Genomic DNA, 25,352 nt, shown 5'->3' with positions numbered 1-25,352 from the left:
TGGGTCACTGCGCCGCGAGTGCGCGGACGGTACGGGACGGGCTGGGCCGGCCCAACTGTTCGGCGAGCCACACGCTCGTGGCGGTGAGCTCGTCGAGGTCGACCCCGGTTTCGATACCGAGGCCGTCGAGCATCCAGACCAGGTCCTCCGTGGCGAGGTTTCCGGTCGCGCTCTTCGCGTACGGGCAGCCGCCGAGGCCGCCCGCGGAGGCGTCCACGGTGGACACGCCGTGCTGGAGCGCGGCGAGGGTGTTGGAGAGGGCCTGTCCGTACGTGTCGTGGAAGTGCACCCCGATCGTGTCGGTGTGCACCCCCGATTCGTTCAGCGACGACAGCAGGGCCTGTACGTGGCCGGGCGTCGCGACCCCGATCGTGTCGCCGAGCGACAGCTCGTCGCAGCCGAGGTCCATCAGTGCCCTGGCGACCCGGACGACCTGGTGGACGGGGACGGGCCCCTCCCACGGGTCGCCGAAGCACATCGACAGGTAGCCGCGCACATGCGCCTTGTCCGCCTTGGCGCGGGCCACGACGGGCTCGAACATGGCGAGCGACTCGTCGATCGTGCGGTTGAGGTTGCGGGCCGCGAAGGTCTCCGTCGCGGAGCCGAAGACGGCGATCCGGCGGGCGCCGAGCGCCAGGGCCCGGTCCAGTCCCCGCTCGTTCGGCACGAGGACCGGCAGCGCCACGTCGCCCACGTCCCCTATGTCGCCGAGCATCGGGAACAGCTGCTCCGCGTCGGCGAGTTGGGGTACCCACTTGGGGTGGACGAAGCTCGTCGCCTCGATCGTGCCGAGGCCGGCGACCGCGAGCCGGCGGATGAACTCCGCCTTCACCTCGGTCGGCACGACCGCCTTCTCGTTCTGCAGCCCGTCACGGGCGCCGACTTCGTGGATGCGGACCCGGGCGGGCAGGTCCGGTGCGGCCACGGTCATCGGCAGGGTGCGGCCGGTGTTCGTCATGCTTCCTCCCCGGCGGCGGCCACGGGGACCACGACCGCCAGTACCTGGTCCATGGCCACCGTGGTCCCGGCGGTCACGTCGAGTTCGGTCACGGTGCCGGCGTGCGGGGCGGAGATGACGTGCTCCATCTTCATCGCCTCCACGACCAGGAGGCTCTGCCCGGCGGCGACCTCGTCCCCGACGGCCACCTTCACCACGGTGACCGTCCCGGGCATGGGCGCGGCGAGCGTGTCCGCACCGGAGCGGGCGGCGCCGGACAGCGACGCCTCCACCGGGTCGTGGTCCCGGACGTGCCAGGTGTCGCCGTCCCGGCCGAGCCAGTGGCCCTCCGGGGAGACGGCGTACGCGAACGAGTGGGTGCCGCCCGCGAGTTCGAGCGTGATCCGGCCCCCGTCGACGGACAGGGTCCTGGCCGTCTCGGCGCTGCCGGGCAGCGGACCCAGGGGGCCGCAGGTGCCGGAGGCGGGGAGCGGTGGCCGGGCGCCCTCGCCGACGTGGCCGAAGGACAGCTCCGCGCCCGTGCCGCACGGCCGCAGGCCCACCTGGACCGGGTCGTGGCCGGGGATCCGGAAATGCCGCACCGTGCGCGCCGGGGTACCGCCGAGGCGCCAGCCGTCACCGGCCGAGAACGGGTCGGCCCAGACGTCCGTGCGGGCCGGTCCGGGGGAGTGCTGCCGCAGCAGCGCCGCGGCCGCGTACACCTCCTCGGGCACCCCGTCCGGGACCAGCGCGTCCACCTCGCGCTCCACCAGCCCGGTGTCCAGCTCGCCCGCCACCACGGCCGGGTGGCCGAGCAGCCGGCGCAGGAAGCCCGCGTTGGTCGGGACGCCGAGGACCACCGTGTCCGCGAGCGCCGCCCGCAGCCGGCGCAGCGCGGTCGCCCGGTCGGGGCCGTACGCGATCACCTTCGACAGCATCGGGTCGTACAGACTGCCGACCTCGCCGCCCTCGGCGAGCCCCGAGTCCGTCCGCACCCCGCCGCCCTGCGGCTCGTGCAGCGCCAGCACGGTGCCGCCCGAGGGCAGGAAGCCGCGGGCCGGGTCCTCGGCGCAGATCCGGGCCTCGACCGCATGCCCGGTCAGGGTGATATCAGCCTGTCCGTAAGGGAGTTGCTCACCCGCCGCGACCCGCAGCTGCCACTCGACCAGGTCGAGGCCGGTGATCAGCTCCGTCACCGGGTGCTCGACCTGGAGCCGGGTGTTCATCTCCATGAAGTAGTACGAGGCCGGGTCGTTGCCCGGGACGATGAACTCCACCGTGCCCGCGCCGACATAGCCGCAGGAGCGGGCTGCCTGGACGGCCGCCTCGCCCATGGCCGCGCGCGTCTTCTCGTCGAGCAGGACCGAGGGCGCCTCCTCGATGATCTTCTGGTGGCGGCGCTGGAGCGAGCACTCGCGCTCGCCGAGGTGCACCACGTTGCCGTGGCCGTCCGCCAGCACCTGGATCTCGATGTGGCGCGGCCGGTCGATCCACCGCTCCACGAGAAGGGTGTCGTCGCCGAAGGAGGCGCGCGCCTCGCGCCGGGCGGCGGCGATCTCGTCCGCGAGGAGCGTCGCGTCGCGTACCAGCCGCATGCCCTTGCCGCCGCCGCCCGCAGACGGCTTGAGCAGGACCGGCATGCCGATCTCGTGCGCCGCCTCGGCCAGTTGACCATCGGTCAGCTCGCTGCCCGAGGAGCCCGGCACCACCGGGACACCGGCCGCGGCGACCGTCTCCTTGGCCCGGATCTTGTCGCCCATCAGAGCGATGGCGGCGGCGGGCGGTCCGATGAAGACCAGCCCCGCGTCCGCGCACGCCCGCGCGAAGCCCGCGTTCTCGGCGAGGAACCCGTAGCCGGGGTGGACGGCCTGCGCGCCCGTGCGGCGGGCGGCCTCCAGGAGCCGGTCCACGCTCAGATAGCTCTCGGCCGCCGGGGCGGGCCCGATCCGTACCGCCGTATCGGCCTCCCGTACGTGCCGGGCGTCCGCGTCCGCGTCGCTGAAGACGGCGACCGAGCGCACGCCCAGCTCCCGCAGGGTCCGGATGACCCGGACCGCGATCTCGCCGCGGTTGGCGACGAGCACCGTGTCGAACATGGTCATCTGTTCCTCACATCCGGAAGACGCCGAAGCCGGCGTCGCCCAACGGGGCGTTGGCGCACGCGGTCAGGGCGAGCCCCAGCACCTGCCGGGTCTCCATCGGGTCGATCACGCCGTCGTCCCAGAGCCGGGCGGTGGCGTAGTAGGCGTTGCCCTGGGTCTCGTACTGCTCGCGGATCGGGGCCTTGAAGGACTCCTCGTCCTCGGTGCTCCAGTCGTCGCCCAGCTGGTCGCGCTTGACCGTGGCGAGGACGGACGCGGCCTGCTCGCCGCCCATCACGGAGATCTTCGCGTTGGGCCACATCCACAGGAAACGGGGGGAGTAGGCCCGGCCGCACATGGAGTAGTTGCCCGCGCCGTAGGACCCGCCGACCACCACGGTCAGCTTCGGTACCCGCGTGCAGGCGACGGCGGTGACCATCTTGGCGCCGTGCTTGGCGATGCCGCCCGCCTCGTAGTCGCGGCCGACCATGAAGCCCGAGATGTTCTGCAGGAAGACCAGCGGGATGCCGCGCTGGTCGCACAGCTCGATGAAGTGCGCGCCCTTCTGGGCGGACTCGGAGAACAGGATGCCGTTGTTCGCGACGATGCCGACGGGGTGGCCGTGGATGTGCGCGAACCCGGTGATCAGCGTCGTGCCGTACTCCGCCTTGAACTCGGCGAACCGCGAGCCGTCGACGACCCGGGCGATCACCTCGCGCACGTCGTAGGGCGTGCGCGAGTCGACCGGGACCGCCCCGTACAGACCGGCGGGGTCCACCTTCGGCTCGTCGGCCGGCTGGACGGACCACGGCAGCGCGCCCCGGTCCGGCAGCGTGGCCACGATGTTCCGCACGATGCGCAGCGCGTGCGCGTCGTCCTCCGCGAGATGGTCGGTGACCCCCGACGTACGGGAGTGGACCTCGCCGCCGCCCAGCTCCTCGGCGGTCACGACCTCGCCGGTCGCGGCCTTCACCAGCGGCGGCCCGCCGAGGAAGATCGTCCCCTGGTTGCGGACGATCACGGCCTCGTCGCTCATCGCCGGGACGTACGCCCCACCGGCTGTGCAGGACCCCAGCACCGCCGCGATCTGCGGGATGCCGGCGCCGGACATCCGGGCCTGGTTGTAGAAGATCCGCCCGAAGTGCTCCCGGTCCGGGAACACCTCGTCCTGCATCGGCAGGAAGGCGCCGCCCGAGTCCACCAGGTACAGGCAGGGGAGCCGGTTCTCCAGCGCCACCTCCTGGGCCCGCAGGTGCTTCTTCACGGTCATCGGGTAGTACGTGCCGCCCTTGACGGTCGCGTCATTGGCGACGATCACGCACTCCCGGCCGCTGACCCGGCCGATCCCGGCGATCACCCCGGCGGCCGGCGCCGCGCCCCCGTACAGCCCCTCGGCCGCCAGTGGCGCCAGCTCCAGGAAGGGCGACCCCGCGTCGAGCAGGGTGTCCACCCGTTCCCGGGGCAGCAGCTTGCCGCGCGCCACATGCCGGGCGCGGGCCTTCTCACCCCCGCCGAGCCTGGCCGTGGCGAGCCGCTTGCGCAGCTCGTCGGTGAGCGCGTGATGCGCCGCCTCGTTGGCCTGCCAGGCCTCCGAAGCGGGATCGGCCGCGCTCGCCAGCACCGGTGCCTGCTGCATCCTGTCGAGCCCCCTTGCCCGTACCGCAGTGTGACGACCTCGGTCCCGTCCGTAGCGGGAGAGGTTGTTAGTGAGCGTTAACGTATCCCATAGGTTAACGACCGCTAACGAACCTGTCTAGAATGACTGTTCATGAGCACCCATGCCGCCGCCCGCGTCGCGGCTCCCACCCGCCGTGAGCAGATCCTCAAGGAGGCCGCCCGCCTCTTTGCCGAGCGCGGCTTCCACGGGGTCGGCGTGGACGAGATAGGCGCCGCCGTCGGCATCAGCGGCCCCGGCCTCTACCGGCACTTCCCGGGCAAGGACGCGATGCTCGCCGAACTGCTCGTGGGCATCAGCGAGCGGCTGCTGGCCGGCGGGCAGCTGAGGGTCTCCGAGGACGCCTCCGGTGACCGGTCCCCCGAGGCGCTCCTGGACGCGCTCATCGAGGGCCACATCGACTTCGCCCTCGACGACCGCCCACTGATCACCCTGCACGACCGCGAGCTGGACCGCCTGCGGGACACCGACCGCAAGCGGGTGCGCCGGCTCCAGCGCGAGTACGTCGAGGTCTGGGTCGCCGTCGTCCGCGATCTCTACCCCGCACTCCCCGAGCACGAGGCCCGCGCCACCGTCCACGCCGTGTTCGGGCTGCTCAACTCCACCCCGCACCTCGGCCGGCCCGGTGCGCTGCCCGGCCGCACGGACACGGCGGCGCTGCTGCACCGGCTGGCGCGGGGGGCCTTCGCGGCGGCGGCGGGGGAGCGGGAAGCGGCCTGAGCGCGCGCCGAGGGCCACGGGGTCCGCGACGAGGGCGTGACCGGGCTCGACGACGGCGAGGAGGTGCGGAGCGCCGATCGCGACCGGGCCGGGGGCAGGTCCGCCCGTTCGGCTCCGGCATAGGATCGGATACCGATATCGGATGCGTCACTGCCGGAGGTGGGCCAGGGTGCGGGAGTTCCAGCGCGGTGCGGTGCGGTTGCACATCCTGCACCACGCGGCCGAGGAGGAGATCCACGGCGCGTGGATGGCCGAGGAACTGGCTTCCCACGGTTACCGGATCAGTCCCGGCACGCTGTACCCGACGCTGCACCGGCTGGAGGCCGACGGGCTGGTGGCCTCGGAGCAGCGCGTGGTTGACGGGCGAACCCGGCGCGTCTACCGGGCGACGGAGGCCGGGAGGAAGGCCCTGGCCGAGGACCGGCAGGCGCTGAGACAACTGGCCCGTGAGGTCCTGGGCGACGAGGAGCTGTAGCGCCCGGCCGGCCGGGCGCGCGGGGTCAGTGGTCGCGCGGTGTCACCAGGCCGGATTCGTAGGCAAGGACCACGAGCTGGGCGCGGTCGCGGGCGTGGAGCTTGGCCATGGCCCGGTTGATGTGGGTCTTGGCGGTCAACGGGGCGATGACCATGTGCTCGCCGATCTCGCTGTTGGACAGTCCCTGTGCGGCGAGGGCGACCGCCTCGCGTTCGCGGCCGGTGAGTTCCTCCAGCCCGCTGTCGGCGCGGGTGGAGGGGCGCTGGGTGACGTAGCGGTCGATGAGCTTGCGTGTGATCGCGGGCGCGAGCAGGGCGTCACCGCGGGCGGCGACGCGTACGGCGTGCAGGAAGTCCTCCGGAAGGATGTCCTTGACGAGGAAGCCCGCGGCGCCGGCGCGCAGCGCGTCGAGAACGTACTCGTCCATGCCGTAGTTGGTCAGCATGACGACGTGCACACCGGCCAGGGCCGGGTCCGCGGCGATGCGGCGGGTCGCTTCGATGCCGTCCATGACAGGCATCTGGATGTCGATGAGCGCGACATCGGGCAGATGCTCCTCGACGAGCGCCAGGCACTCCTCGCCGTCGGCGGCCTCGGCCACCACCTCGATGTCGTCTTCGAGGTCGAGCAGCGCGCGGAAGCCGCTGCGCAGGAGCGGCTGGTCGTCGACCAGCAGGACACGGATCACGACACTCCGTCGGTGGGGAGTTCGGCCCGGACGGTGAAGCCGCCTGTGGCGCGCGATCCGGTGTGCAGGCGTCCGCCCAGGGCGGTGACGCGTTCGTGCATGCCGAGCAGACCGAGGCCAGGCATCTGCGCGGCGTCCTGCGTGGTCTTCCCGTTGTCGTCGACGCGGATGGCCAGGGCGTTCGGCCGGTAGCCGATCAGTACCGAGACGGTGGTGGCGGAGGCGTGCCGGCAGACGTTGGTGAGCGACTCCTGAACGATCCGGTAGGCGGTACGGGCCACCGCGGTCGGCACGGCATGCGGATGTCCTTCGATCGACAGCGTCGTCTTCAGGCCGGTCGTCCGGAACCGATTCACCAGGTCGGGAATGTGTCCGAGTCCGTGCGGCGGCGTGGTGTCGTCGTCGCGCAGCGCCTCCAAGGTCGCGCGCAGTTCCCTGCTTGCCTCCCGGCCGGCCTCCTGGATCGCGAGCAGGGCCTCCGGCACCTGTTCGCCCCGCCGCCGGGCCACATGTACGGCGACCTCGGACTGCACCTTGATGACGGAGATCTGGTGGGTGAGCGAGTCGTGCAGCTCCCGGGCGATGCGCAGCCGCTCCTCGTCGGCCCGTCTTCGCGCGGTCTCCTCGCGGGTGCGCTCGGCTTCGTCCGCCCGCTGCTCCGCCTGCCGTACCGCCTCCCCCGCAGCGAAGGCCGCGATCAGCCAGGCGAGCTCCAGGGTGCTTCTGGCCTGTGCCACGGCCTCGCGTGCGGGCCCGTCATGGAGGACCAGGGCGGTGAGGTGGAGCACGGCCACCAGGCCCAGGGACGCGGCCAGTGCGATGGCGCGGTGCCCGGCGCGTACGGCGCTGTAGACGGCGACCAGGTAGGCGACGGCGAGCACGTCGAACCCGGCCGCCTGGTAGCCCACCGCGGACAGCCCGGCGACGGTCAGGACCACGCGTGGTGCCCGGCGGCGCACGGTCAGGGCCAGCCCGCCGGCCGCCAGCAGCACGGTGCCGAGCAGCGCGCGGTCCCCGGCCGGGTGCGGTCCGGACAGCCCGGTGCCCAGCAGCAGCGCCACCACGGCCACGGCGATCGACCAGTCGGTGACTCCGGCCGGGACAGCGAACCGCTTTTCGCCCATGGGGGCACCGTAGCCGGACGCGGTGGCGGGCGAGTCCGTCTCGTGGACGAGGGGCCGGCTACCGCGTGTGCGGTACCCGCGCGCCGTCTGCCGCGTCCGCGCTATCCGGATGCCGCAGTGGCGGCAGGGGAAAGTGTCCGCACCTGCTGGACGACCGGCCGAGGTGCCCGGGCGCAGGATCGAGGCGTATCGGAGAGCTCAATCAGCGACGGCGTAGGAGGAGGAGAGCGGTATGAGTGCTTCAGCAGCGCTGATGACGGCCGCCGAGGGCGGCATCATCGGCGACGGACGCACCGGGGCCAACCTGGCCCTCGGGGTAGGACTGATCGGCCTGGTCATCGGCTGGCTGGCCCTGGCCCGCGCCCGCGGCCGGATCGGCACCGGCAACGCCCGCACCGGCGGGATGTCGGCCATCGCGGTGGGGATGGCCGGCACGGCCCTCGCGGTACTGCACCTGGCCACCTCCAGTGGCGGTCCCGGTACCGGCAACGGGCTCGTCGGCGCCGTCGTGGCCGTCCCGCTGGGATTGGGTGGTGTGTTCCTGGGGCGCCGGGCGCTGACCCGCTCCCGCCGCTCCGGCCTGCCGCCGGACCGGGCGACCGCCTGACCGCCGCGCCGGGCTACGGCGTGCGTGCGGCGACCGCGCGGCGCACCCCGTATGCAGCCGCGCCCACGGCCAGCACCGAGGCCCCGGCTACCACCGAGGACAGCGGCAGGGCGAAAGCCAGGAACAGGCAGCCGGCGAACCCGGTGACGGGGATGATCCGCGCGGGACGGCCCTCGTTCGGCCGCAGGGTCCAGGCGGCGGCGTTGGCGATGGCGTAGTACGCGAGGACGCCGAAGGAGGAGAACCCGATCGCCCCGCGCACGTCCACCGTCGCCGCGACCACCGCCACCGCCGCGCCCACCACGACCTCGGCCCGGTGCGGCACCTTGGACCTCGGATGCACCGCCGCCAGGCCGTGGGGCAGATGCCGGTCGCGGGCCATGGCCAGCGTGGTGCGGGAGACACCGAGGATCAGCGCGAGCAGCGAGCCGAGAGCGGCCACGGCGGCGCCGGCGCGCACGACCGGCGCCAGCCAGTCGGCGCCCGCCGCCCGGGCCGCGTCCGACAGGGGCGCGGCGGCCTCCGCCAGCCCCCTGGGGCCCAGCACGCTCAGCACGGAGACGGCGACGGCGGCGTAGACGACCAGGGTGATGCCGAGTGCGATCGGGATGCCCCGGGGGATGGTGCGCTGCGGGTCGCGGACCTCCTCGCCGAGGGTGGCGATGCGTGCGTAGCCGGCGAAGGCGAAGAACAGCAGGCCCGCGGCCTGGAACACCCCGGCGGACGTGGCGTCGTCCCCGACGTCGAGCCGGGCCACGCTCGACGCGGAGGAGGTGAGGGAGGCGACCACCACCGCGGCGAGGACCGCCAGGACCACGGCCACGATCACCCGGGTCAGCACCGCGGACTTCTGCACTCCGGCGTAGTTCACCGTGGTCAGCGCCATCACTGCCGCGACCGCGACGACATGGGCCTGGCCGGGCCACACGTATGAGCCCACCGTGAGGGCCATGGCCGCGCAGGAAGCGGTCTTGCCGACCACGAACCCCCACCCGGCGAGGTAGCCCCAGAAGTCGCCGAGCCTTTCGCGCCCGTAGACGTAGGTGCCGCCGGAGGCGGGGTAGCGGGCCGCGAGCCGCGCGGAGGAGGTCGCGTTGCAGTACGCGACCAACGCGGCGAGGGCCAGGCTGATCAGCAGTCCGGAACCGGCCGCGTGCGCGGCCGGGGCGAGCGCCGCGAAGATGCCCGCACCGATCATCGCCCCCAGTCCGATGACCACGGCATCGGACACCCCCAGCCGCCGCCGCAGCTCATCCGGGACACCGTCCGGCGACGGCTTGCTCATGGACCACTCCTCGGCAGCAGCTCCGCACCTCTTACGAGATCCGATATCGGCTGACGATATATGAGCCTGGAGCCCGGCCCCTGCCCAGGCGCCGGGTTCTCCGGCCCACGACCGTGACCGAGCACGTGGCGCCCGCGACCGTACGACGGGACCCGTGCCGCAATACCACCGGCACGCTGCGCACACTCCACGGCACAATGGGTTTCATGCCGATACCCAGCCGCGCCGCCCTCGTCGACCACCTCGTCCGTACGCGCATAGCGGGAGACGTCGCGACCCCGCGCGACAACAACCTCTCCCACTACCGCAAGCTCGCCAACGGCGACCGCCACTTCTGGCTGGGACTCGAACTCGGCGACCGGTGGCGCGACGAGCAGGACGTCCTGGCGGTCATGGCCGAGAGATGCGGCGTCAGCGACGATCCGGAGCACCGGTTCGGCCAGGACACCATCGACCCCGAGCTGACCGTCGCCGCCCTGGACCGGGCCGCGGCCCGGCTGCGGAAGGCGGCCGACGGGACGGAGCGGGTGCTCTTCGCCACCGGGCACCCCGGCGGGCTCCTGGACGTCCACCGGCAGACCGCCGCCGCGCTGCGGGCGGCCGGCTGCGAGATCATGGTCATCCCGTCCGGGCTCACGGCCGACGAGGGCATGGTCTTCCAGTTCGCGGACGTCGCCGTGCAGGAGCGCGGCGCGACCCTCTGGCACACCCACTCCCCGGCCCCGATGGCCGCGATCCTGGACGCCCTGGAACGGGAGGGGCGCCCCATGCCCGACCTGGTCGTCGCCGACCACGGCTGGGCCGGGTGCGCCGCCCAGCGAGGACTGGACGCCATCGGCTACGCGGACTGCAACGACCCGGCCCTGTTCCTCGGGGAGGCCGAAGGCACCCTCCAGGTGGCCGTCCCGCTGGACGACCACGTGCTGGACCCGCGGTTCTACGACCCGCTGACCGAGTACCTGCTGGACGCGGCGGGGCTGCTCTGAGCCGGCGGCACCGGCTCAGGACCCGGCCACCGGGCCGTCCCCCGCGGCCCGGGCCCGGCGCCGCTGCGCCAGGCCAGGCGTCGGATCCAGATACACCCGGCGGATCGACGGATACCGCTCCCGCAGCTGCTGCTCAGCCTCCTCGCAGGCCCACTCGACCTGCTCGGCACTGGCCACGTCCCGGAAGTCGACCTTCGCGGCGATCAGGATCTCGGCCGGCCCCTGGATGAGCGTGGTCAGTTCCAGTACGTCGATGATGTGCGGCACAGAGAGCAGCTCCTCGCGCACCCCCGCCCGCATCGACGGCGGAATCGGCCGCCCGATCAGCAGCTGGGCGTTGGACCGGCCGAGCACCCAGGCCACGTACACGAGCAGCGCACCGATCAGGATCGACGCGACCCCGTCCCAGACCCCGGAGCCCGACAGCTGGCCGCCCAGCAGTCCGCCCGCCGCCAGCAGCAGACCCACCAGCGCGGCCGAGTCCTCCATCACGACGGCCTTGACCGCGGTGTCCGGGGTGAGCCGGAAGTAGCGCGTGGCGGGCGTGCCCAGCCGGTCGGCCTCGCCGCGCACCTGCCGGAGCCCGGTGCGCAGCGAGTAGCCCTCCAGCAGGAAGGCGACGGCGAGCACGATGTACGAGATGAGCGGGTCGCCGAGCTCCTCGCCCGCGACCAGGGTGTGGATGCCGTCGTAGATCGAGAAGACCGCGCCGCCGACGAACGTGGCGACGGAGGCGAGCATCGCCCAGATGTACCGCTCGGGGCCGTAGCCCAGCGGATGTTCCTCGTCGGCGGGCTTCTCGCTGCGCTTGAGCGCGGTGAGCAGCAGCACCTCGGTGACCGTGTCGGCGACGGAGTGGGCCGCCTCGGAGAGCATCGCGCTCGATCCGCTGATCAGCCCGGCGACGGCCTTCGCCACGGCGATGCCGAGGTTGGCGACCGCCGCGACGATGACGGTGAAGGTGGACTCGCCGCCGCCCGCCGCCCCGGACTCCCCACCATCGGTCGTATCGGCTTTCGCGTCACTCATGGTGGGGAGTATGTCGGAATCAGCGGGGTACGGCCCGTTCAGTTCCCGCGCGGGACCCGAACGACGCCCTCCTGGATGACGGTGATCGCCAGCCGGCCGTCCTGGGTGTAGATACGGGCCTGGCCGAGCCCGCGTCCGCCGGACGCGGACGGTGACTCCTGGTCGTACAGCAGCCATTCGTCGGCCCGGAACGGGCGGTGGAACCACATCGCGTGGTCGAGGCTGGCGCCGACCACGTCGCCGACCGCCCAGCCGCCGCGCCCGTGGGCGAGGAGCACCGAGTCGAGCAGCGTCATGTCGGAGACGTACGTGGCCATGCAGACGTGCAGCAGCGGGTCGTCCGCGAGCTTGCCGTTGGTACGGAACCACACCTGCGAGCGGGGCTCGCGCGGCTCGCCGACGGTACCGAACGGCGGGGCGTCCACGTACCGGAGGTCGACCGCGGCCCGTGCCTCGATCAGCCGGTCCACGACGCTCGGGTCGCTGAACCGGTCGGCGTACCGCGGCAGCATCTCGGCGGCCGTGGGCAGTGTCTCGGGGTCGGGCGCGTCCGGCATGTCCGCCTGGTGCTCCAGCCCTTCCTCGTCCGTCTGGAAGGACGCGGAGAGGTGGAAGATCGGCTGCCCGTGCTGGACGGCGACGACCCGCCGCGTGGTGAAGGAGCGGCCGTCCCGGATGCGGTCGACGCTGTAGACGATCGGCGCGCCCGGGTCCCCCGCCCGCAGGAAGTACGAGTGGAGGGAGTGGGCGGGCCGGTCGGCGGGGACGGTGCGGCCCGCGGCGACGAGCGCCTGGGCCGCGACCTGTCCGCCGAAGACGCGGGGCACGATCGCCGAACGGCTGGTGCCCCGGAAGATGTCCTGCTCGATCTGCTCCAGGTCGAGGAGATCGAGCAGATCGAGCAGGGCGGCGTCTGGTGCTGAGCTCATGGAGAGAACGTAGTCGCTCTACAGGCCCATGGACTTGGCGATGATCGACTTCATGACCTCGCTGGTGCCGCCGTAGATGCGGTTGACCCGGTTGTCCGCGTACAGGCGGGCGATCGGGTACTCGTTCATGAAGCCGTAGCCGCCGTGCAGCTGGAGGCAGCGGTCGATCACGCGGTGCGCGACCTCGGTGCAGAACAGCTTCGCGGAGGCGGCCTCGGCGGCGGTCAGCTCACCGGCGTCCAGCGCCTCCAGCGCGCGGTCGGCGACGGCCTGGGCCGCGTCGACCTCGGCCTGGCAGGCGGCCAGCTCGAACTTGGTGTTCTGGAACGAGGCGACGGTCTTGCCGAAGACCGTGCGGTCCTGGACGTACTCCTTGGCGAACCGGACGGCGGCGGCGGCCTGGGCGTACGCACCGAAGGCGATGCCCCAGCGCTCGGAGGCCAGGTTGGTGCCGAGGTAGCCGAAGCCCTTGTTCTCCTCGCCGAGCAGGTCCTCGACCGGGACCTTCACGTCGACGAACGCCAGCTCGGCGGTGTCGGAGACGCGCAGGCCCAGCTTGTCGAGCTTGCGGCCGATCGAGTAGCCCGCGGACTTGGTGTCGACGGCGAACAGGGAGATGCCGAAGCGGCGGTCGTCCTCGCGCGGGGCGGAGGTGCGGGCGCAGACGATCACACGGTCGGCGTGCACGCCGCCGGTGATGAAGGTCTTGGAGCCGTTGAGGACGTAGTGCGTGCCGTCCTCGGAGAGCTTGGCGGTGGTCTTCATGCCCGCGACGTCGGAACCGGTGCCCGGCTCGGTCATCGCGAGGGCCCACATCTCCTCGCCGGTGACGAACTTCGGCAGCCAGCGCTTCTTCTGCTCGTCGGTGGCGAGCATCTTCACGTAGGGCAGGCCGAGCAGCGTGTGCACGCCGGAGCCGCCGAAGGAGACGCCCGCGCGAGCGGTCTCCTCGTAGATGAGGGCCTCGTACTTGTGCGATTCGATGCCCGCGCCGTCGTACTCCTCGTCCACCGTGATGCCGAAGACACCCAGCTCGCCGAGCTTCAGGTAGAAGTCGCGCGGCGCCTGGCCGGCCGCGAACCACTCGTCGTACACGGGCACGACCTCGGCCGCGATGAAGGCGCGGATGGTCTCCCGGAACGCCTCGTGGTCCTCGTTGAATACCGTACGGCGCACGGGGTGCCTCCCTGGTCGGCTTCGCTCGGCTTGGCTAAGCGCTTGCTCAGCCTTGGTTAAAAGTTACCCGGCGGTCACCGGAGCTGTCCAGGGTGATGCTGAGCACGCCGACGGGGAGGCCGGTGATCGCTGTTCCCGGGGGCCGCCCTCAGATGCCGAACCGGGCGGCGATCCCGTCCAGTACGCAGTCCAGACCCGTCTCGAACGCCCAGGTCGCGTCGTCCTTGCGGGTCGCGCGCCGTCCGTAGCGCTGGTACGTGGGATAGCGGCCGGTCTCCATCAGGTACATCATCTGCGGGGCCAGGCCCAGCCGGGTCTCGTCGCCGGACGACCAGCCCGCGGACTCCGTCCACTCCTTCAGGGCCACTTCCGACTGCGTCGAGCCGTGGGCGAACGCGCTGACGGTACGGAACGCGACCATCATCGCGTCCTCGTCGAGGCCGAGTCCGTCGAGCGCCGCCAGCTGCCGTTCGGCGATGGCCAGCCGGCCGGGTGTGAGCACGAAGAGATGGGTGGGCAGCTGCCCCACCCAGGGGTGCCGCAGCATCATGTCCCGGGTCAGCAGGCCGAAGGCGCGCAGCACCTCGCGCCATCCGGTCACCTCGTCGGGGATCCGCATCTCCGTGGTCACGCGCTCGGCCATCAGCGCCCACAGATCGTCCTTGCCGGAGACGTGGCGGTAGGCGGCCATGGGGGCGACCCCCAGTTCCGTGGCGAGCCTGCGCATCGTGACCGCGGCGAACCCCTCCGCGTCGGCGATCTCCACGGCGACGGTCCCGATCCGCTCCAGGGTCAGCGAGGCGCGGGGCGCGGTCGCCGGCTGTTGGAGGCGCTGCCAGAGGGACAGGTCGGGCCCCTTGCTGTCGCTCCTGCCGCTGTCCTTCTTCTGGCCGGCCACGGGCGGGCTCCTCTCGGTCAGCGGTCAGCGTACAACGTATCCGGCAGTGGACAACGTACACATCGATGGATACGTTGTACGCACAGAAATACGCTGTACACATCCACCGCTTCCAGGTTCCAGGGGGGACCCATGCCCAGCACCCGTCCGCAGCTCCGCGTCGCCGTCGTCGTCGGCAGCACCCGCGAGGGCCGGTTCGCACCCGTCGTCACCCAGTGGCTGAAGGGGCACCTCGCCCAGCGCGACGACATGACCGTGGACGTCGTCGACCTCGCCGAGACCCCGCTGCCCACCGTCTTCCCCGCGTTCGGGCAGCCGCCCGCACCGGGCACCGAGAAGGCCCTCGCCCTGGTGTCACCGCGCCTCGCGGCGGCCGATGCCTTCGTCTTCGTCACGCCGGAGTACAACCACAGCTTTCCCGCGTCCCTGAAGAACGCCATCGACTGGCACAACGAGCAGTGGCACGCCAAGCCGGTCGCCTTCGTGTCCTACGGCGGTCTCTCCGGCGGTCTGCGCGCCGTGGAGCAGCTCCGGGTCGTGATGGCCGAGCTGAACGCCACGACCATCCGCAACACGGTCAGCTTCCACAACGCCTACGGACAGTTCGGCGAGGACGGCGCCGTGGACGACCCCCAGGTGGACACGGCCGCCAAGGCGCTGCTGGACCAGCTCGCCTGGTGGGGGCACGCACTGCGGGACGCCCGGGCCACCCACCCGTACGCCGCCTGAGGGGCGAGGGCAGCCATGAGCCAGTACACGAAGGACACCCCCGGCCGGCCACCGCCCGACGCCGCCCGACCACCCGCGGAGGAAAGCCGTGGCCCGTCGAAGCTCGTCCTGTTCGGCCTCCTGCTGGGCCTGATGCTCGGCCTTCTCGACGGCACGATCGTCGGCACGGCCCTGCCCACGATCGTCGGCGACCTGGGCGGCCTCGACCACCTGTCCTGGGTGGTGACCGCCTATCTGCTCACCGCCTCCCTCTCCACACCCCTCTGGGGCAAGCTCGGCGACCTCTACGGGCGCAAAGGCAGCTTCATCTGGTCGGTCACGGTGTTCCTCGCCGGATCCGTACTCTCCGGAATCGCCCAGGACATGGGGCAGCTCATCGCCTTCCGCGCCGTCCAGGGACTCGGCGCGGGCGGCCTCATGGTCGGCGCCATCTCCATCATCGGCGTCATGCTGCCGCCCTCCCAGGCGGGCCGCTCGCAGGCGATGATCGGGGCGATGATGCCGGTCGCCCTGGTCGGCGGGCCGCTGCTCGGCGGCTTCCTCACCGACCAGCTGAACTGGCGCTGGGTCTTCTACGTCAACATCCCGATCGGCGTCCTCGCGCTCCTCGTGGTCGGGCTGCGCCTGCACCTGCACACCGAAAGGATCAAGGCGCGGATCGACTGCGCGGGGGTCGGCCTGCTCTGCACCGCGATCCTGGCCCTGACCCTGGTGGGCAGCTGGGGCGGTACGCGGTACGCCTGGTCGTCGCCGCAGATCATCGGCCTCGGGGTGACGGGCGCCCTCGCCCTGGCCTGGTTCGCCCGGGTCGAGCGACGGGCCGCCGAACCGATCATCCCGCCCCGCCTTTTCGCCGACCGCAACTTCACGCTCGCCCAGGTCCTCACGTTCCTGGTGGGCGCGGCAATGCTCGGGGCGTCCGCCTACCTGCCGCTGTACATGCAGTTCGTACGCGGCGCCTCCTCGACGGTCAGCGGCATGCTGCTGCTCCCGCTGATGGCGGGGATGTTCGGCGCACAGCTCCTGGTCGGCAAACTCCTCGCGGGCGGCGGCCGCCTGCGCCCCTACCCCATCATCGGCGGGGCGCTGACGGCCGCGGGCGCACTCGTCCTGCTGATGACGGTGGACACCGGCACCCCCACGGCGGTGACCTCCGCCCTGACCCTCGTACTGGGCGTGGGCATGGGCCTGTTGATGCAGAGCACGCTGCTCGTCACGATCAACAGCGCGACACCCCGCGACATGGGCGCCGCCACCGGAACCACCACCCTCGTCCGTACGATCGGCAGCTCCCTGGGCATCGCGGTGCTCGGCGCCGTCTACACGAGCCGCCTCCACGCGTCCGGTATGCCGGAGGGCGGCACGGCCTGGACGCCGGAGGCGGTACGCGGGATGCCGGAGGGCGTCCGGGACGCGGTGGGGACAGCGGTCACCGAGGGCCTGCACGGGGTGCTGATCGGCGCCGCGGTGCTGGGGGTGGTGATCTTCCTGGCGGCGTGGTTGATGCGGGAGGTGCCGTTGCGGGAGGAGTGAGGGGCCGCCCGGTCGGCGTTCCCGGGCCGGTCGACGGCCCTCAGCGGGCCGCCGCGAAGGCGTCGACGCCCGTGAGGTCGGCCGACAGCGCCCACAGGCGGGCAGCCTGCTCCGCGTCGGTCGCGTGTGCGTGCACACCGCCTTCCGCGCCGTCGGCGGCCGGCTCGGCGATGTCGCAGTCCTCGCAGTACACCCCGCCCATGCCCGCCAGTTGGGGGGAGACCGCCGCCCAGATCTCCGTCGCCGCGCCCTGCCCGGGCGTCTTGAAGGTGGGGTCGGTCGGGGTGCCGTTCTCGTCGATCCAGCCGGCGTCCACCATGTCCGCCTTCGCGAGGTGGCGCTGGAGCGGAGTGAGGATGCTGCCCGGGTGCACGGCGAAGGCCCTGACTCCGGCGTCACGGCCGAGTGCGTCGAGGTGCACGGCGAACAGCACGTTCGCCGCCTTGGCCTGCCCGTACGCCGCCCACCGGTCGTAGCCGCGCTCGAAGTGCACGTCGTCCCAGCGCATACCCATGCCGTGCGCGCCGGAGGACACGGCGACCACACGGGCGCCACCGCGGGCGATGGCCGGCCAGAGATGGTTGACGAGGGCGAAGTGGCCGAGGTGATTGGTGGCGAACTGCGCCTCCCACCCCGGTCCGACCCGTGTCTCGGGACAGGCCATGATCCCGGCGTTGTTGATCACGATGTCGACGTCGCGCCCCGAGGCCAGGAACCGCTCGGCGAACCCGCGCACGCTGTCGAGGTCGGCCAGGTCGAGGTCGTCGGTCTCGACGCCGTCGATGCCCGCGAGGGCCTCCCGGGCGGCCGCCGGCCGCCGGGCCGGAACGATGACCCGTGCCCCGGCGGCCGCCAGGGCACGGGTCGCCTCCAGGCCGAGCCCCGAGTAGCCGCCGGTGACGATCGCGGTGCTGCCGGACAGGTCGATCCCGCTGAGGACGTCGTCCGCGGTGCTGCGGGCACCGAAGCCCGAGCCGATCTTGTGCTGAGGTGTCGTCATGAGGGGCACGGTAGGTGTTGAACCGCGCTCTAACGCAAGGGCAGTTGGTGGCCTGTGCCGGGGCTGCCCGCCGCATCTGTGCTGCTCGTAGAGCCACACAAGATCGGGATAGTGCTCCGCGCAAGGAAGGCCGGGCTGTCGTAGTGGCGGCCCAGGACGGCGTGCCTCGACGTGCCGCAACGCGGCGACACGATCGCGCTCCACGCGCTGCGCGCCTTGACCTCTGGGGGCCGGGAGGGCTTCGGGGCGGCGCTGACGAACCTGCTGCTGCAGCGCAAGGAGCTCGCCGCCATCGGCCCCGCGCTTGGGCGCGCATCGATCGACGGGGAGTTGAGAGCGAAGTGGGTGCGGCGGGGGCTGCTGGAGCGGCGTCGGGCGCGTGGGCGAGCACCCACATCACTCTCGACTCCGGGTCGCAGGCGTTGGGGGCCGGCGGCTCGGCGGAGAGGACAGGCACCCCCGTCCGCCGTTGCCTCGGCATCAGGAGCAGAAGCCGATAACGCCGTAGCCCGGTCGTGCTTGCGCGCGCCGCATCCAGGTGAGGCATTGCATGACAGCCTCCAGGACTTCGGGCTCCATCGGCGGGGCTTGGCCCGACTCGTCGACCGCGCGTTTGGCGGCCTCGAACTGCTGGAGCGCCTTGGCGATGTGTTCGGGAGCCCACTCGCCGCAGCCCGGTGTGCAGGTGCAGGGCAATGTTCAAAGCTGATGTTCGTGCCCATGCGGTGCGCAAGCAATTGCTCGAACGCACCCACCTGCCCGAAGAGTTCTTCGCCCCGTAGATGGCCGCAGCCGTCTACGACCCGGACCCCAACTTCTTGCTCTGGTTCGTTGGACCCGCGGTCTACGCCTTCGGACGCCGCCGAGTCATGACCACCCTGCTCAACTACCTACGGACAGGCGCGGACGCGGAACAAGGCGCCGAACGGGCCTGGTACTGCGCGTCTCGAAAACCCCTGATGGTGCTCAGGTGTCGATCTCGCCGGACCAGCCGAACTGCAGTAGTTCCTTTGGCAGATACTCGGATTCGATCTCGATTGCGAAGTCGTTGTCGAAGGCCATGCACGCGATGGCGAGCGGGGCGAGAGCAACCAGGCCGTCACTGCTCAAGGATCGCGCCTCGTCCGCGGTCCAATACTGCCTGTGCCAGTGGAGGAACTCGTTCAGTGATGAGTTGAACTTGTCAGCCTCCCCGCGGTTATAGAGCTGAAATAGTTCAAGCGGTGGGTAAAGGATCTTCAGCAGCGTGTCCTTGTCGGCGATCCGGGCAGCCTCGGGGGTGGCAAGACTGATCGCGGTGACCAGGTTGCTCCACATGTCGCTGGAGCGGCGGGCCCAGTAGCTCTGTAGAGCTTCGACCCATTCATAGACGTACTCGTCGAACACCGCTCCGGATTCGCGGAGGAACGACACTGGCACCTGCATGAGACGGTCGAGGCGCTCCTCCTCGCGGCAGATCGTGGCAAGGTAGACCGAAGTGAGCCACGATCCGGCGTGCGTGTAGGAGGTCGGTCCGGTTGCGGGGAGCTGCCTCATCTCACCGGTGATCCCGATGCGACAGGGCAGCACCCGTTCTGTCGCAGTGGCCGAGTCGAACAGTGCGGAGCCGACCTGCATGGCAGTGACCCACGCCTCCCAGGTCTCGATCTTCTCGGCCCGGGGATCGCCGGCACAGCGCGACATGGCCACGGTCAAGCAGCAGTCAAGGGCTCGGGAGCGGGACATCTCCGACACTTCAAGTCGATCGAGGACCCGATCGGTGCTCTCGGTGAGCGAAGCCATGTCGTCCTGGGTCACCCCTACTGGGAAGTCGTGGCGGGGAACGCGCGTGACCACTGGTTTCTCTCCTCTAGTAGATCTTGAAGTACTCAAGCACGGATCCGTCGTAGGAGCCCGCGCTCTCTTGGCCCTTTACCAGAACATACTGCAGTTTCTTGTTCTCGAGGGCGTCGAATAGCTTCTCCGCGAGCTGCCTGTCCTTGCCGCCTCGCTTCCACATCTCATGGAAAATTGTTTCCAGGTATGGTCTCGTCCCTTGCTTGACCATCATGTTTGCGGCTGGACCGGCGCCGAGGCGAGGAGGGTTCAGATTCGCCTTCGGCCCCTTTTGCTCAACAACGAGATAGCTGCCGTCATCGCCGATCTCGTATAGGTCGTCAAGCATGTTGGCGCCGTTTGGTGTCCTGGGGAGATCAACGTATTTGGCTGTCGGGAAGATCTTGGGGATGGTGTGGAGCCTGGATGCCTTCTCGCCGAGCCTCTCCGAGTGCTTGCTGTTGTTGGGAATATCGGCCAATTGATCGCGGTAGGCAGTGGTCGCCGTGTCAAGATCGGAGTGGTTCTGGGGCGATGGGTCGTCTTTGAATGCTCTTTCAGCGTTGGAGAGATCCACGCTCACCCTGCTGTTCTTTGCTGCCTCGTCAAGCTGTGGGAGGTGCCTGGGGTCGGCGGAGTCCGGCTTGAGCGGTGTTCGGCCGTGCTTGATCTCCGAAGGGCCGTGCGGCAGGTCGTACTTGGCTACCCATGTGCCGTTGGCGTCCTTCTTGAGGATGGGCAGTTCAACGCCGTCGACCTTGACGTTCTTGTCCCAGCGATGGCCGTCGCCTCGGTAGTGAGCGTCGCGCCACACGTCGTTGTTGTTGGCCAGCCACACATGCTTGTCTTGCAGCTTCTTCCGCTCGGCGGCAGTCAGTTCTCGCTCGGCGGAACTCCCACCGCTACTTGCGGCGGCGCCCTCGTCTGCCCGATGCGCCGGCGAAGCCGTAGCACCGTCGGCCGTAGCGGCGCCTGCGTTATCGGGCACGTCGTGGCCGCCGGTGGCCCCGAGGTCGGCATGGCCCCCGCCGGGTCCTCCACCATCGAGGTGGTTCGTTGGGCGGCCGCCGCCCGGCCCGCCGCCGTCCAGGCTGTTGCTGGGCATGTGGTGGCCGGCTGATCCGCCCGGCAGGTTGTTTGTCGCTCCGCCTGGCGTCCTGCCGAGATCGGTGGCGCCGTTGCCGCCCCGCCCCACGTCCCCCAGGTCGTCGCCCATCCGGAGCGTCCCGTCCGTGCTTCCGCCCACCGTGTGCGCGCCGACCAGTACCGGCTGCTGGGCCGGGGGCAGGGTGGCCGGGGTATCCGCACCGGTGTCCAGGCCTTCCCGCTTCGCGGCGCTGTGGTGTTGTGCGAGGGTGCCGTCCTCCTTGAGGACGTTGCCCGGGCGGTCCAGGTAGACGGTGTTGCCGTGCTCGTCCGTGCCCTTGAGTACGTTCTCGGGCAGGGCTGTTGTGCCTTCGGGGAGTTTGAGGGCGCCTTCCGGGATGCGGAGGGAGCCGGTCGGGGGTGCCATGCCCTCGGGGAGGCGGACCACGCCGTCGCCCAGGTCGATCGCGTCGGCCGGGATCTCCGCGCCGTCCGGGAGCTTGAAGGAGTTGCTGGGGACCTCGAACGCGGCCTCCGGGATCGCTGAGCCCTCCGGGAGGTGCAGGGTTCCGTCGGCGAGTTTGAAGCCGCCGTCCGGGAGGGTGATGGCGCCTTCCGGGAGGGCGGGGACCTCGAAGGTGCCGAGCCCCTTGAAGCCGGCCATCACGTCGCCGATCTTCGTCAGGCCCATGCCCGCGCCCTTGAAGACGTACGTCATCGGGTCGACGAACCGGCCCACCTTGCCCGCGGTGGACAGCGCCTTCGCCGCCAGGGCCGCCTTTCCGGCGCCGGAGGCCGCGCCGCCCGCGCCACCGGTGAAGACCGTCGTGATGACGTTGAACGTCACCGCCCCGGCGGCGCGGGACGGGTTCTCGCCCCACTGGTCCCAGGCCAGCAGGGCCTTCCCGGTCTCCTTCACCGCGTTGCGGGAATCACGCAGGTAGGAGGGGAGTTGGTCCTCGGGGGTCATCCAGTACGCCACGCCCAGCGGAGTGGCCGTGATCGCCAGGCCCGTCGCGAGCTTGCCCAGGCCCGACCAGGCCTGCTTGGCCGAGTCCCAGCCATCCGTGCCGACCAGCGTGCCCAGGCCCTTGATCGTGCCCCAGACACCGTCGACGGCGAAGCCCTTGATGAAGTCCCAGGCGTGCTCGTGAAGTTGGTACCAGGGCTTGGACTCCTCGACCGGGTCGCCCCAGGGCAGGCCCTCGGCGTGCTTGAGGGTCTCGGCGTCGTAGCCGTACGTCCCCTTCTTGCCGGAGCCGTCATCGATCTTCAGCGCAGGGCCGCCGACCAGAGCGGCGATCTTGTCGTGGCAGGCCCGCTCCACTGCCTGGAACGCCGTCCACGTCTCGATGACCTCGTCGTGGCGGTGGTTGTTCTCATCGACCAGGTCGCCGTCCTCACGCCACTTGTCGTCGTCCCTGATCTGAACGACGAAGGCGTCGGCCTCGCGCTTGAGCTGCTTGAGTTTCTCGACGAGCGGGTGGGCGTCGTCCGAGTACGTGCTCAGCGCGGCCGTGATCGTGGCCAGGTCCGACTTCAGGGACGTCCCGCGGTCCGCGACCGGCTTCGTCGTCGTGAACAACTGGTCGGCCTCGGGCGCCTTGTAGAACGCCTGGAGACCGCCGAAGCTGCCGTGTACGTCACCGGCGGACGTGGCGATCGACCCTCCGGCCTTCGTCAGTGCGCTCACACTGCGGTCCAGCAGGGCCAGGTTGCCGGTGAAGACCGGGATACCCGACGGTGAGACCGCCTCGTTCTTGCTCACTTGCCCGCCCCCATGTCCTTCAACAGGTCCAGACGCACGGACTTGGCAGCGTCCTGGGCCTGCTTCGCCGCTTCCAGGTCGCCCTCCACGTACTCGTTCGTCGCCGTCGCGGCACCCAGCACAGCGGCCTGGATGCGCTCCGCCATCGACTTCAGCTGCGGCTTCCGCTCCGTCACGTACGTGCCCAGCGCCGCCGCCACCGGGCCCAGCGTCGGATGCGACAACGGCTCCGCTCCCACGGCCACCGGCCCGGCCACCGGCAGCGACGCCGCCGTGCCCGGTACCGCCGTACCCGCATGGGTCGCCGCCTCCGATATCGCGGTGACCATCGCGTTCAGCGCCTTCTCCAGGTCACCCGCGTGCGTACCGACCCGCTTCAGCTGCCCCTGCACACCCTGCGGCTTGATGTCCCACGCCGTCACTGAAACCCGCCCCCGTAGCCGTACCGATCTCCGGACCTCCACCGCCCGGCAGAAGGAACGATTCTTCCGGTGGGCGGAGTAACACCCCTCAGCCGATGTTGTCGACCGCGGCCTTGGCGCGCGCCAGCGTCTGCTGCGCGGTGCCGTCGTTCTTCTCCAGCGTCGAACGCAGCAGCTGGATGATGTTCCTGACCTCCTGCGAGGTCGTGTTCCAGCGGAGTTCCTTGCCGTGGTACTCGTCCGCCACGCCGTCGGCCGCGAAGTCGCTCATCGCGGCCTTCACCTGCGTGTCTCGGGCCGTGATCACCAGTTCCAACTGGGCGATCACCCCCTGGATGTTGCCCTGGACCTCGGTGGAAGCGCCCGTGTCGTACGCACGCCGGTCGGTGTCGCCCGCGTTTCCTGCCATCACCCATCACTCCCCGTCAGAAAAACGATTCCCCGCCGCCCGCTCGCCGGGCCGGCCGGTGTCAGCGGCCCGAGAAACGCGCCGCGTCGAAGTTGGCCGACGCCATCTGCGTCCTCGCGTTCTCGCCCTGCTCCTGGTCACCAGAGCCGAAAGCAGCGTCCATACCGGACTGGCCGCCCAGGATTCCGGAGAGCGAGGCGTTCAGCGCCGCGGTGATCTCGTCGGAGCGGTTCTTGAAGTCGTCGAAGGCGACCTTGCCCGCCCCGTGGAACTTGCCCTCCAGCGGCTCAGCCGCCGCGAGCAACTGCCGGATCAGCGTGCCCAGATCCGTACTGGAGCCCTGCGACTTCGACATCAGCGTTGAAAGGACCGAGGCCCCCATGTCGAACTTCATCAGCTTCCCCCACCCGCTCGAACGAATGCCTTCTTGATCGAAAACATGTCTATCAACTTGCGCGTCGCTATTGCAATCTGCAATCGGACAGATCGCCGTTGTTGCCAATCCATGACATCGGGCGCGGTCATGGCGCGCCCTTGAGATGGCTCATCAGCCGCTCGAAGTCCTGCCACCCCGACAGGTCCGACGGGTCGCCCGGCAGGGGGTAGTACAGCGCGGGGCGCGTTCTCGGGCCGAGCGGGAGGGGCGCCTCCGGCAGCGGTGTGCGGCGGGCGCGGTCGCCCGGCAGGGTGCGGACCTCCTCCGTGCCGAGCACGAAGGCCAGCGGCACGCCCGGCCCCTCGAAGCGCGCCGGTACCGCCATGTCGCGTCGCGCTTTGCGAAGTTGTACGAGCATCGACTGGAGGCGGTGCCGGGTCGCGAGGGTCTCGGCAAGGGCGGGCAGGGCGTCCACCGGACACGACTCGTCGCTTCCGTAGCCGAGCGCCATCGTGACGTGCTCCTCGACGCCGGCCTCCGTGCGCGTGATGCGCACGGTGGCGAGGGCCGGGCGGTCCGGGCCGCCGACCACGACGAGCCACGTCGGATCCGGCGCCCTGCGATGGGCCAGGTCGGTCAACCGGCGCAGTGACCACGGAAGGTTGGCCGGCTCCGACGTGCCCCACCCGGCCGGAGGATTCCCCGTCAGCTCCCGCCACACCGTCTCCAGGCCGCCGCCCAGCACCAGCCGGTCGTCCGCCGGGTGGACCATGCGGAAGGTCAGGCCCAGCTGGCGCTCACCCGTGTCCGAGACCTCCTGGTAGGTGGCCGCCACCTGGGTGTGCGGGTCGTCCTCCGAAGCGTCCGGTGAGAGCGGAGGACCGAACGCACCGTCCTGCCAGCGCAGTACGGCGCCCGTCAGGCCGTCGTAGTACCCGTCCCGCTCGTCCTGGACGATCCAGCGCGACGGCCATCCGCCCAGGCTGTCGCGTACGGCGGGGGAGAGCGTGGCGCCCGCCGGGCTGACGATCTGGAGGCCGAGCCCCGCCTCGGCGGCCGCCCGGAAGGCGTCGGAGAGCCAGGCCGTCATCGCGACGACCGGGCGGTCCTGGATGACCACGGCGACCTTTTCGGTGAGCACGTCGACGGCGGGCTGCGCGGCGGCCGGTGCCGGGGCGACGCTCACCCCGTCCGTCGGCACCACCGTGAGCGAGCCGACGGCGTCCGGCGGCCAGGCCGAGCCGCCCACCAGCGCGGTGAGCCGGGTCGCGAACGTGCCCGCGAGCTGCTCCGCCTCCGCGACCCCCGTGGTGGCGCGGGCCTCCGTCCACCAGTACGGGACCGGCGGCGGCGTCGCACCCAGGAGCCGTTCCGCCTCGCCCTCCACGGCGATCAGCAGCGGTGCCTCGACCGAGACGAGCGGGCGGCCCTGCGTGTCGCAGAGCTGCACCACGGCGCCCTCGCCCCGGGCGCCCACCAGCTTGTCCGGGCCGCCGGAGAGCAGGCCGGCGAGCACGGTCAACGGGTCGGGCATGCGGGCGGTGAGCGCGATGACGTCCTTCGTCATGGAGTCGTCCGGTCCTTCGTCGTTCGGCAGCGGTCAT

General features: G+C 71.1%; 24 protein-coding genes. 6 read left to right on the top strand and 18 right to left on the bottom strand.

What is annotated here, in order from left to right:
- Window positions 1-4: 4 nt before the first annotated feature.
- Genes OG446_RS12430 through OG446_RS12420 form a run of 3 tightly spaced genes read right to left on the bottom strand, consistent with a single transcriptional unit; the run spans window position 5 to window position 4,654 of the window.
- Window positions 5-958 carry a hydroxymethylglutaryl-CoA lyase gene (locus tag OG446_RS12430; RefSeq protein ID WP_328894092.1) on the bottom strand — a complete coding sequence of 318 codons (954 nt, stop codon included), beginning with the start codon at window positions 956-958 and terminating at the stop codon, window positions 5-7.
- Window positions 955-3,039 carry an acetyl-CoA carboxylase biotin carboxylase subunit gene (locus OG446_RS12425; protein ID WP_328894091.1) on the bottom strand — a complete coding sequence of 695 codons (2,085 nt, stop codon included), beginning with the start codon at window positions 3,037-3,039 and terminating at the stop codon, window positions 955-957. The genes OG446_RS12430 and OG446_RS12425 overlap by 4 nt, the downstream gene beginning before the upstream one ends.
- Window positions 3,040-3,046: 7 nt before the next feature.
- Window positions 3,047-4,654: a carboxyl transferase domain-containing protein gene (locus OG446_RS12420; RefSeq protein ID WP_328894090.1), complete on the bottom strand. Its 1,608-nt coding sequence runs from the start codon at window positions 4,652-4,654 to the stop codon at window positions 3,047-3,049.
- A 132-nt stretch (window positions 4,655-4,786) separates the two neighbouring features.
- Between OG446_RS12420 and OG446_RS12415 the strand changes: the two genes are divergently transcribed.
- Both OG446_RS12415 and OG446_RS12410 read left to right on the top strand, forming a co-directional pair.
- Window positions 4,787-5,413: an SACE_7040 family transcriptional regulator gene (locus tag OG446_RS12415; protein ID WP_328894089.1), complete on the top strand. Its 627-nt coding sequence runs from the start codon at window positions 4,787-4,789 to the stop codon at window positions 5,411-5,413.
- 169 nt (window positions 5,414-5,582) lie between these two features.
- Window positions 5,583-5,888: a PadR family transcriptional regulator gene (locus OG446_RS12410; protein ID WP_328894088.1), complete on the top strand. Its 306-nt coding sequence runs from the start codon at window positions 5,583-5,585 to the stop codon at window positions 5,886-5,888.
- 25 nt (window positions 5,889-5,913) lie between these two features.
- Here OG446_RS12410 and OG446_RS12405 read toward each other — a convergent pair whose 3' ends face one another.
- Both OG446_RS12405 and OG446_RS12400 read right to left on the bottom strand, forming a co-directional pair.
- On the bottom strand, window positions 5,914-6,576 hold the full coding sequence (locus tag OG446_RS12405; protein ID WP_328894087.1) for a response regulator transcription factor: 663 nt from the start codon (window positions 6,574-6,576) through the stop codon (window positions 5,914-5,916).
- The gene (locus OG446_RS12400) at window positions 6,573-7,700 is read right to left on the bottom strand and encodes a sensor histidine kinase (RefSeq protein ID WP_328894086.1); all 1,128 of its coding nucleotides are present in this window, start codon (window positions 7,698-7,700) and stop codon (window positions 6,573-6,575) included. Before OG446_RS12400 ends, OG446_RS12405 begins: the two co-directional genes overlap by 4 nt.
- Before the next feature lie 232 nt (window positions 7,701-7,932).
- Between OG446_RS12400 and OG446_RS12395 the strand changes: the two genes are divergently transcribed.
- A complete protein-coding gene (locus OG446_RS12395; protein ID WP_328894085.1) occupies window positions 7,933-8,307 on the top strand; it encodes a DUF6223 family protein in 375 nt (124 codons plus the stop codon).
- A gap of 13 nt (window positions 8,308-8,320) precedes the next feature.
- Here the strand turns inward: OG446_RS12395 and OG446_RS12390 are convergent, their stop codons facing one another.
- A complete protein-coding gene (locus OG446_RS12390) occupies window positions 8,321-9,592 on the bottom strand; it encodes an APC family permease (RefSeq protein WP_328894084.1) in 1,272 nt (423 codons plus the stop codon).
- Window positions 9,593-9,798: 206 nt separating this feature from the next.
- On the opposite strand from OG446_RS12390, the gene OG446_RS12385 reads away from it, so the two are divergent.
- Window positions 9,799-10,578, top strand: coding sequence for a phosphatase (locus OG446_RS12385; protein ID WP_328894083.1), 780 nt, complete (start codon window positions 9,799-9,801; stop codon window positions 10,576-10,578).
- 15 nt (window positions 10,579-10,593) lie between these two features.
- Here OG446_RS12385 and OG446_RS12380 read toward each other — a convergent pair whose 3' ends face one another.
- The 4 genes from OG446_RS12380 to OG446_RS12365 form a co-directional block, all read right to left on the bottom strand.
- Window positions 10,594-11,607 (bottom strand): cation diffusion facilitator family transporter, encoded by a 1,014-nt coding sequence (locus OG446_RS12380; RefSeq protein ID WP_328894082.1) that lies wholly within the window; start codon window positions 11,605-11,607, stop codon window positions 10,594-10,596.
- Window positions 11,608-11,645: 38 nt separating this feature from the next.
- On the bottom strand, window positions 11,646-12,536 hold the full coding sequence (gene tesB, locus OG446_RS12375) for an acyl-CoA thioesterase II (RefSeq protein WP_328894081.1): 891 nt from the start codon (window positions 12,534-12,536) through the stop codon (window positions 11,646-11,648).
- Window positions 12,537-12,554: 18 nt separating this feature from the next.
- A complete protein-coding gene (locus tag OG446_RS12370) occupies window positions 12,555-13,712 on the bottom strand; it encodes an acyl-CoA dehydrogenase family protein (protein WP_328894080.1) in 1,158 nt (385 codons plus the stop codon).
- A 148-nt stretch (window positions 13,713-13,860) separates the two neighbouring features.
- A complete protein-coding gene (locus tag OG446_RS12365) occupies window positions 13,861-14,610 on the bottom strand; it encodes a TetR/AcrR family transcriptional regulator (protein WP_328894079.1) in 750 nt (249 codons plus the stop codon).
- 132 nt (window positions 14,611-14,742) lie between these two features.
- Between OG446_RS12365 and OG446_RS12360 the strand changes: the two genes are divergently transcribed.
- Both OG446_RS12360 and OG446_RS12355 read left to right on the top strand, forming a co-directional pair.
- Window positions 14,743-15,339 carry an NADPH-dependent FMN reductase gene (locus OG446_RS12360; RefSeq protein ID WP_328894078.1) on the top strand — a complete coding sequence of 199 codons (597 nt, stop codon included), beginning with the start codon at window positions 14,743-14,745 and terminating at the stop codon, window positions 15,337-15,339.
- A gap of 15 nt (window positions 15,340-15,354) precedes the next feature.
- Window positions 15,355-16,872, top strand: coding sequence for an MDR family MFS transporter (locus OG446_RS12355; RefSeq protein WP_328894077.1), 1,518 nt, complete (start codon window positions 15,355-15,357; stop codon window positions 16,870-16,872).
- 40 nt (window positions 16,873-16,912) lie between these two features.
- On the opposite strand, the gene OG446_RS12350 is transcribed toward OG446_RS12355, so the two are convergent.
- The 8 genes from OG446_RS12350 to OG446_RS12320 all read right to left on the bottom strand — a co-directional run bounded on the left by OG446_RS12350 (window position 16,913) and on the right by OG446_RS12320 (window position 25,315).
- Entirely contained in the window at window positions 16,913-17,872 is a 960-nt protein-coding gene (locus OG446_RS12350) for an SDR family NAD(P)-dependent oxidoreductase (protein WP_328894076.1), read from the bottom strand.
- 480 nt (window positions 17,873-18,352) lie between these two features.
- Window positions 18,353-18,568, bottom strand: coding sequence for a DUF7691 family protein (locus OG446_RS37170; RefSeq protein WP_443050090.1), 216 nt, complete (start codon window positions 18,566-18,568; stop codon window positions 18,353-18,355).
- A gap of 270 nt (window positions 18,569-18,838) precedes the next feature.
- Window positions 18,839-19,708, bottom strand: a complete 870-nt coding sequence (locus tag OG446_RS12345; protein ID WP_328894075.1) for an immunity 49 family protein — start codon at window positions 19,706-19,708, stop codon at window positions 18,839-18,841.
- Window positions 19,709-19,721: 13 nt separating this feature from the next.
- The gene (locus OG446_RS12340; protein WP_328894074.1) at window positions 19,722-22,541 is read right to left on the bottom strand and encodes a hypothetical protein; all 2,820 of its coding nucleotides are present in this window, start codon (window positions 22,539-22,541) and stop codon (window positions 19,722-19,724) included.
- The gene (locus OG446_RS12335) at window positions 22,538-22,963 is read right to left on the bottom strand and encodes a DUF6507 family protein (protein WP_328894073.1); all 426 of its coding nucleotides are present in this window, start codon (window positions 22,961-22,963) and stop codon (window positions 22,538-22,540) included. Before OG446_RS12335 ends, OG446_RS12340 begins: the two co-directional genes overlap by 4 nt.
- A gap of 88 nt (window positions 22,964-23,051) precedes the next feature.
- Entirely contained in the window at window positions 23,052-23,372 is a 321-nt protein-coding gene (locus OG446_RS12330) for a pore-forming ESAT-6 family protein (RefSeq protein WP_328894072.1), read from the bottom strand.
- A 61-nt stretch (window positions 23,373-23,433) separates the two neighbouring features.
- Window positions 23,434-23,766 carry a hypothetical protein gene (locus OG446_RS12325; protein ID WP_328894071.1) on the bottom strand — a complete coding sequence of 111 codons (333 nt, stop codon included), beginning with the start codon at window positions 23,764-23,766 and terminating at the stop codon, window positions 23,434-23,436.
- Window positions 23,767-23,893: 127 nt separating this feature from the next.
- Entirely contained in the window at window positions 23,894-25,315 is a 1,422-nt protein-coding gene (locus tag OG446_RS12320; protein WP_328894070.1) for a DUF6177 family protein, read from the bottom strand.
- Window positions 25,316-25,352 lie beyond the last annotated feature (37 nt).

This window comes from Streptomyces sp. NBC_00236, from assembly GCF_036195045.1.
In the GTDB taxonomy this organism is placed as follows: Bacteria; Actinomycetota; Actinomycetes; order Streptomycetales; family Streptomycetaceae; genus Streptomyces.
Note: the sequence above shows the minus strand (reverse complement) of the source record. Positions and strands in the feature narration are given on the sequence as shown.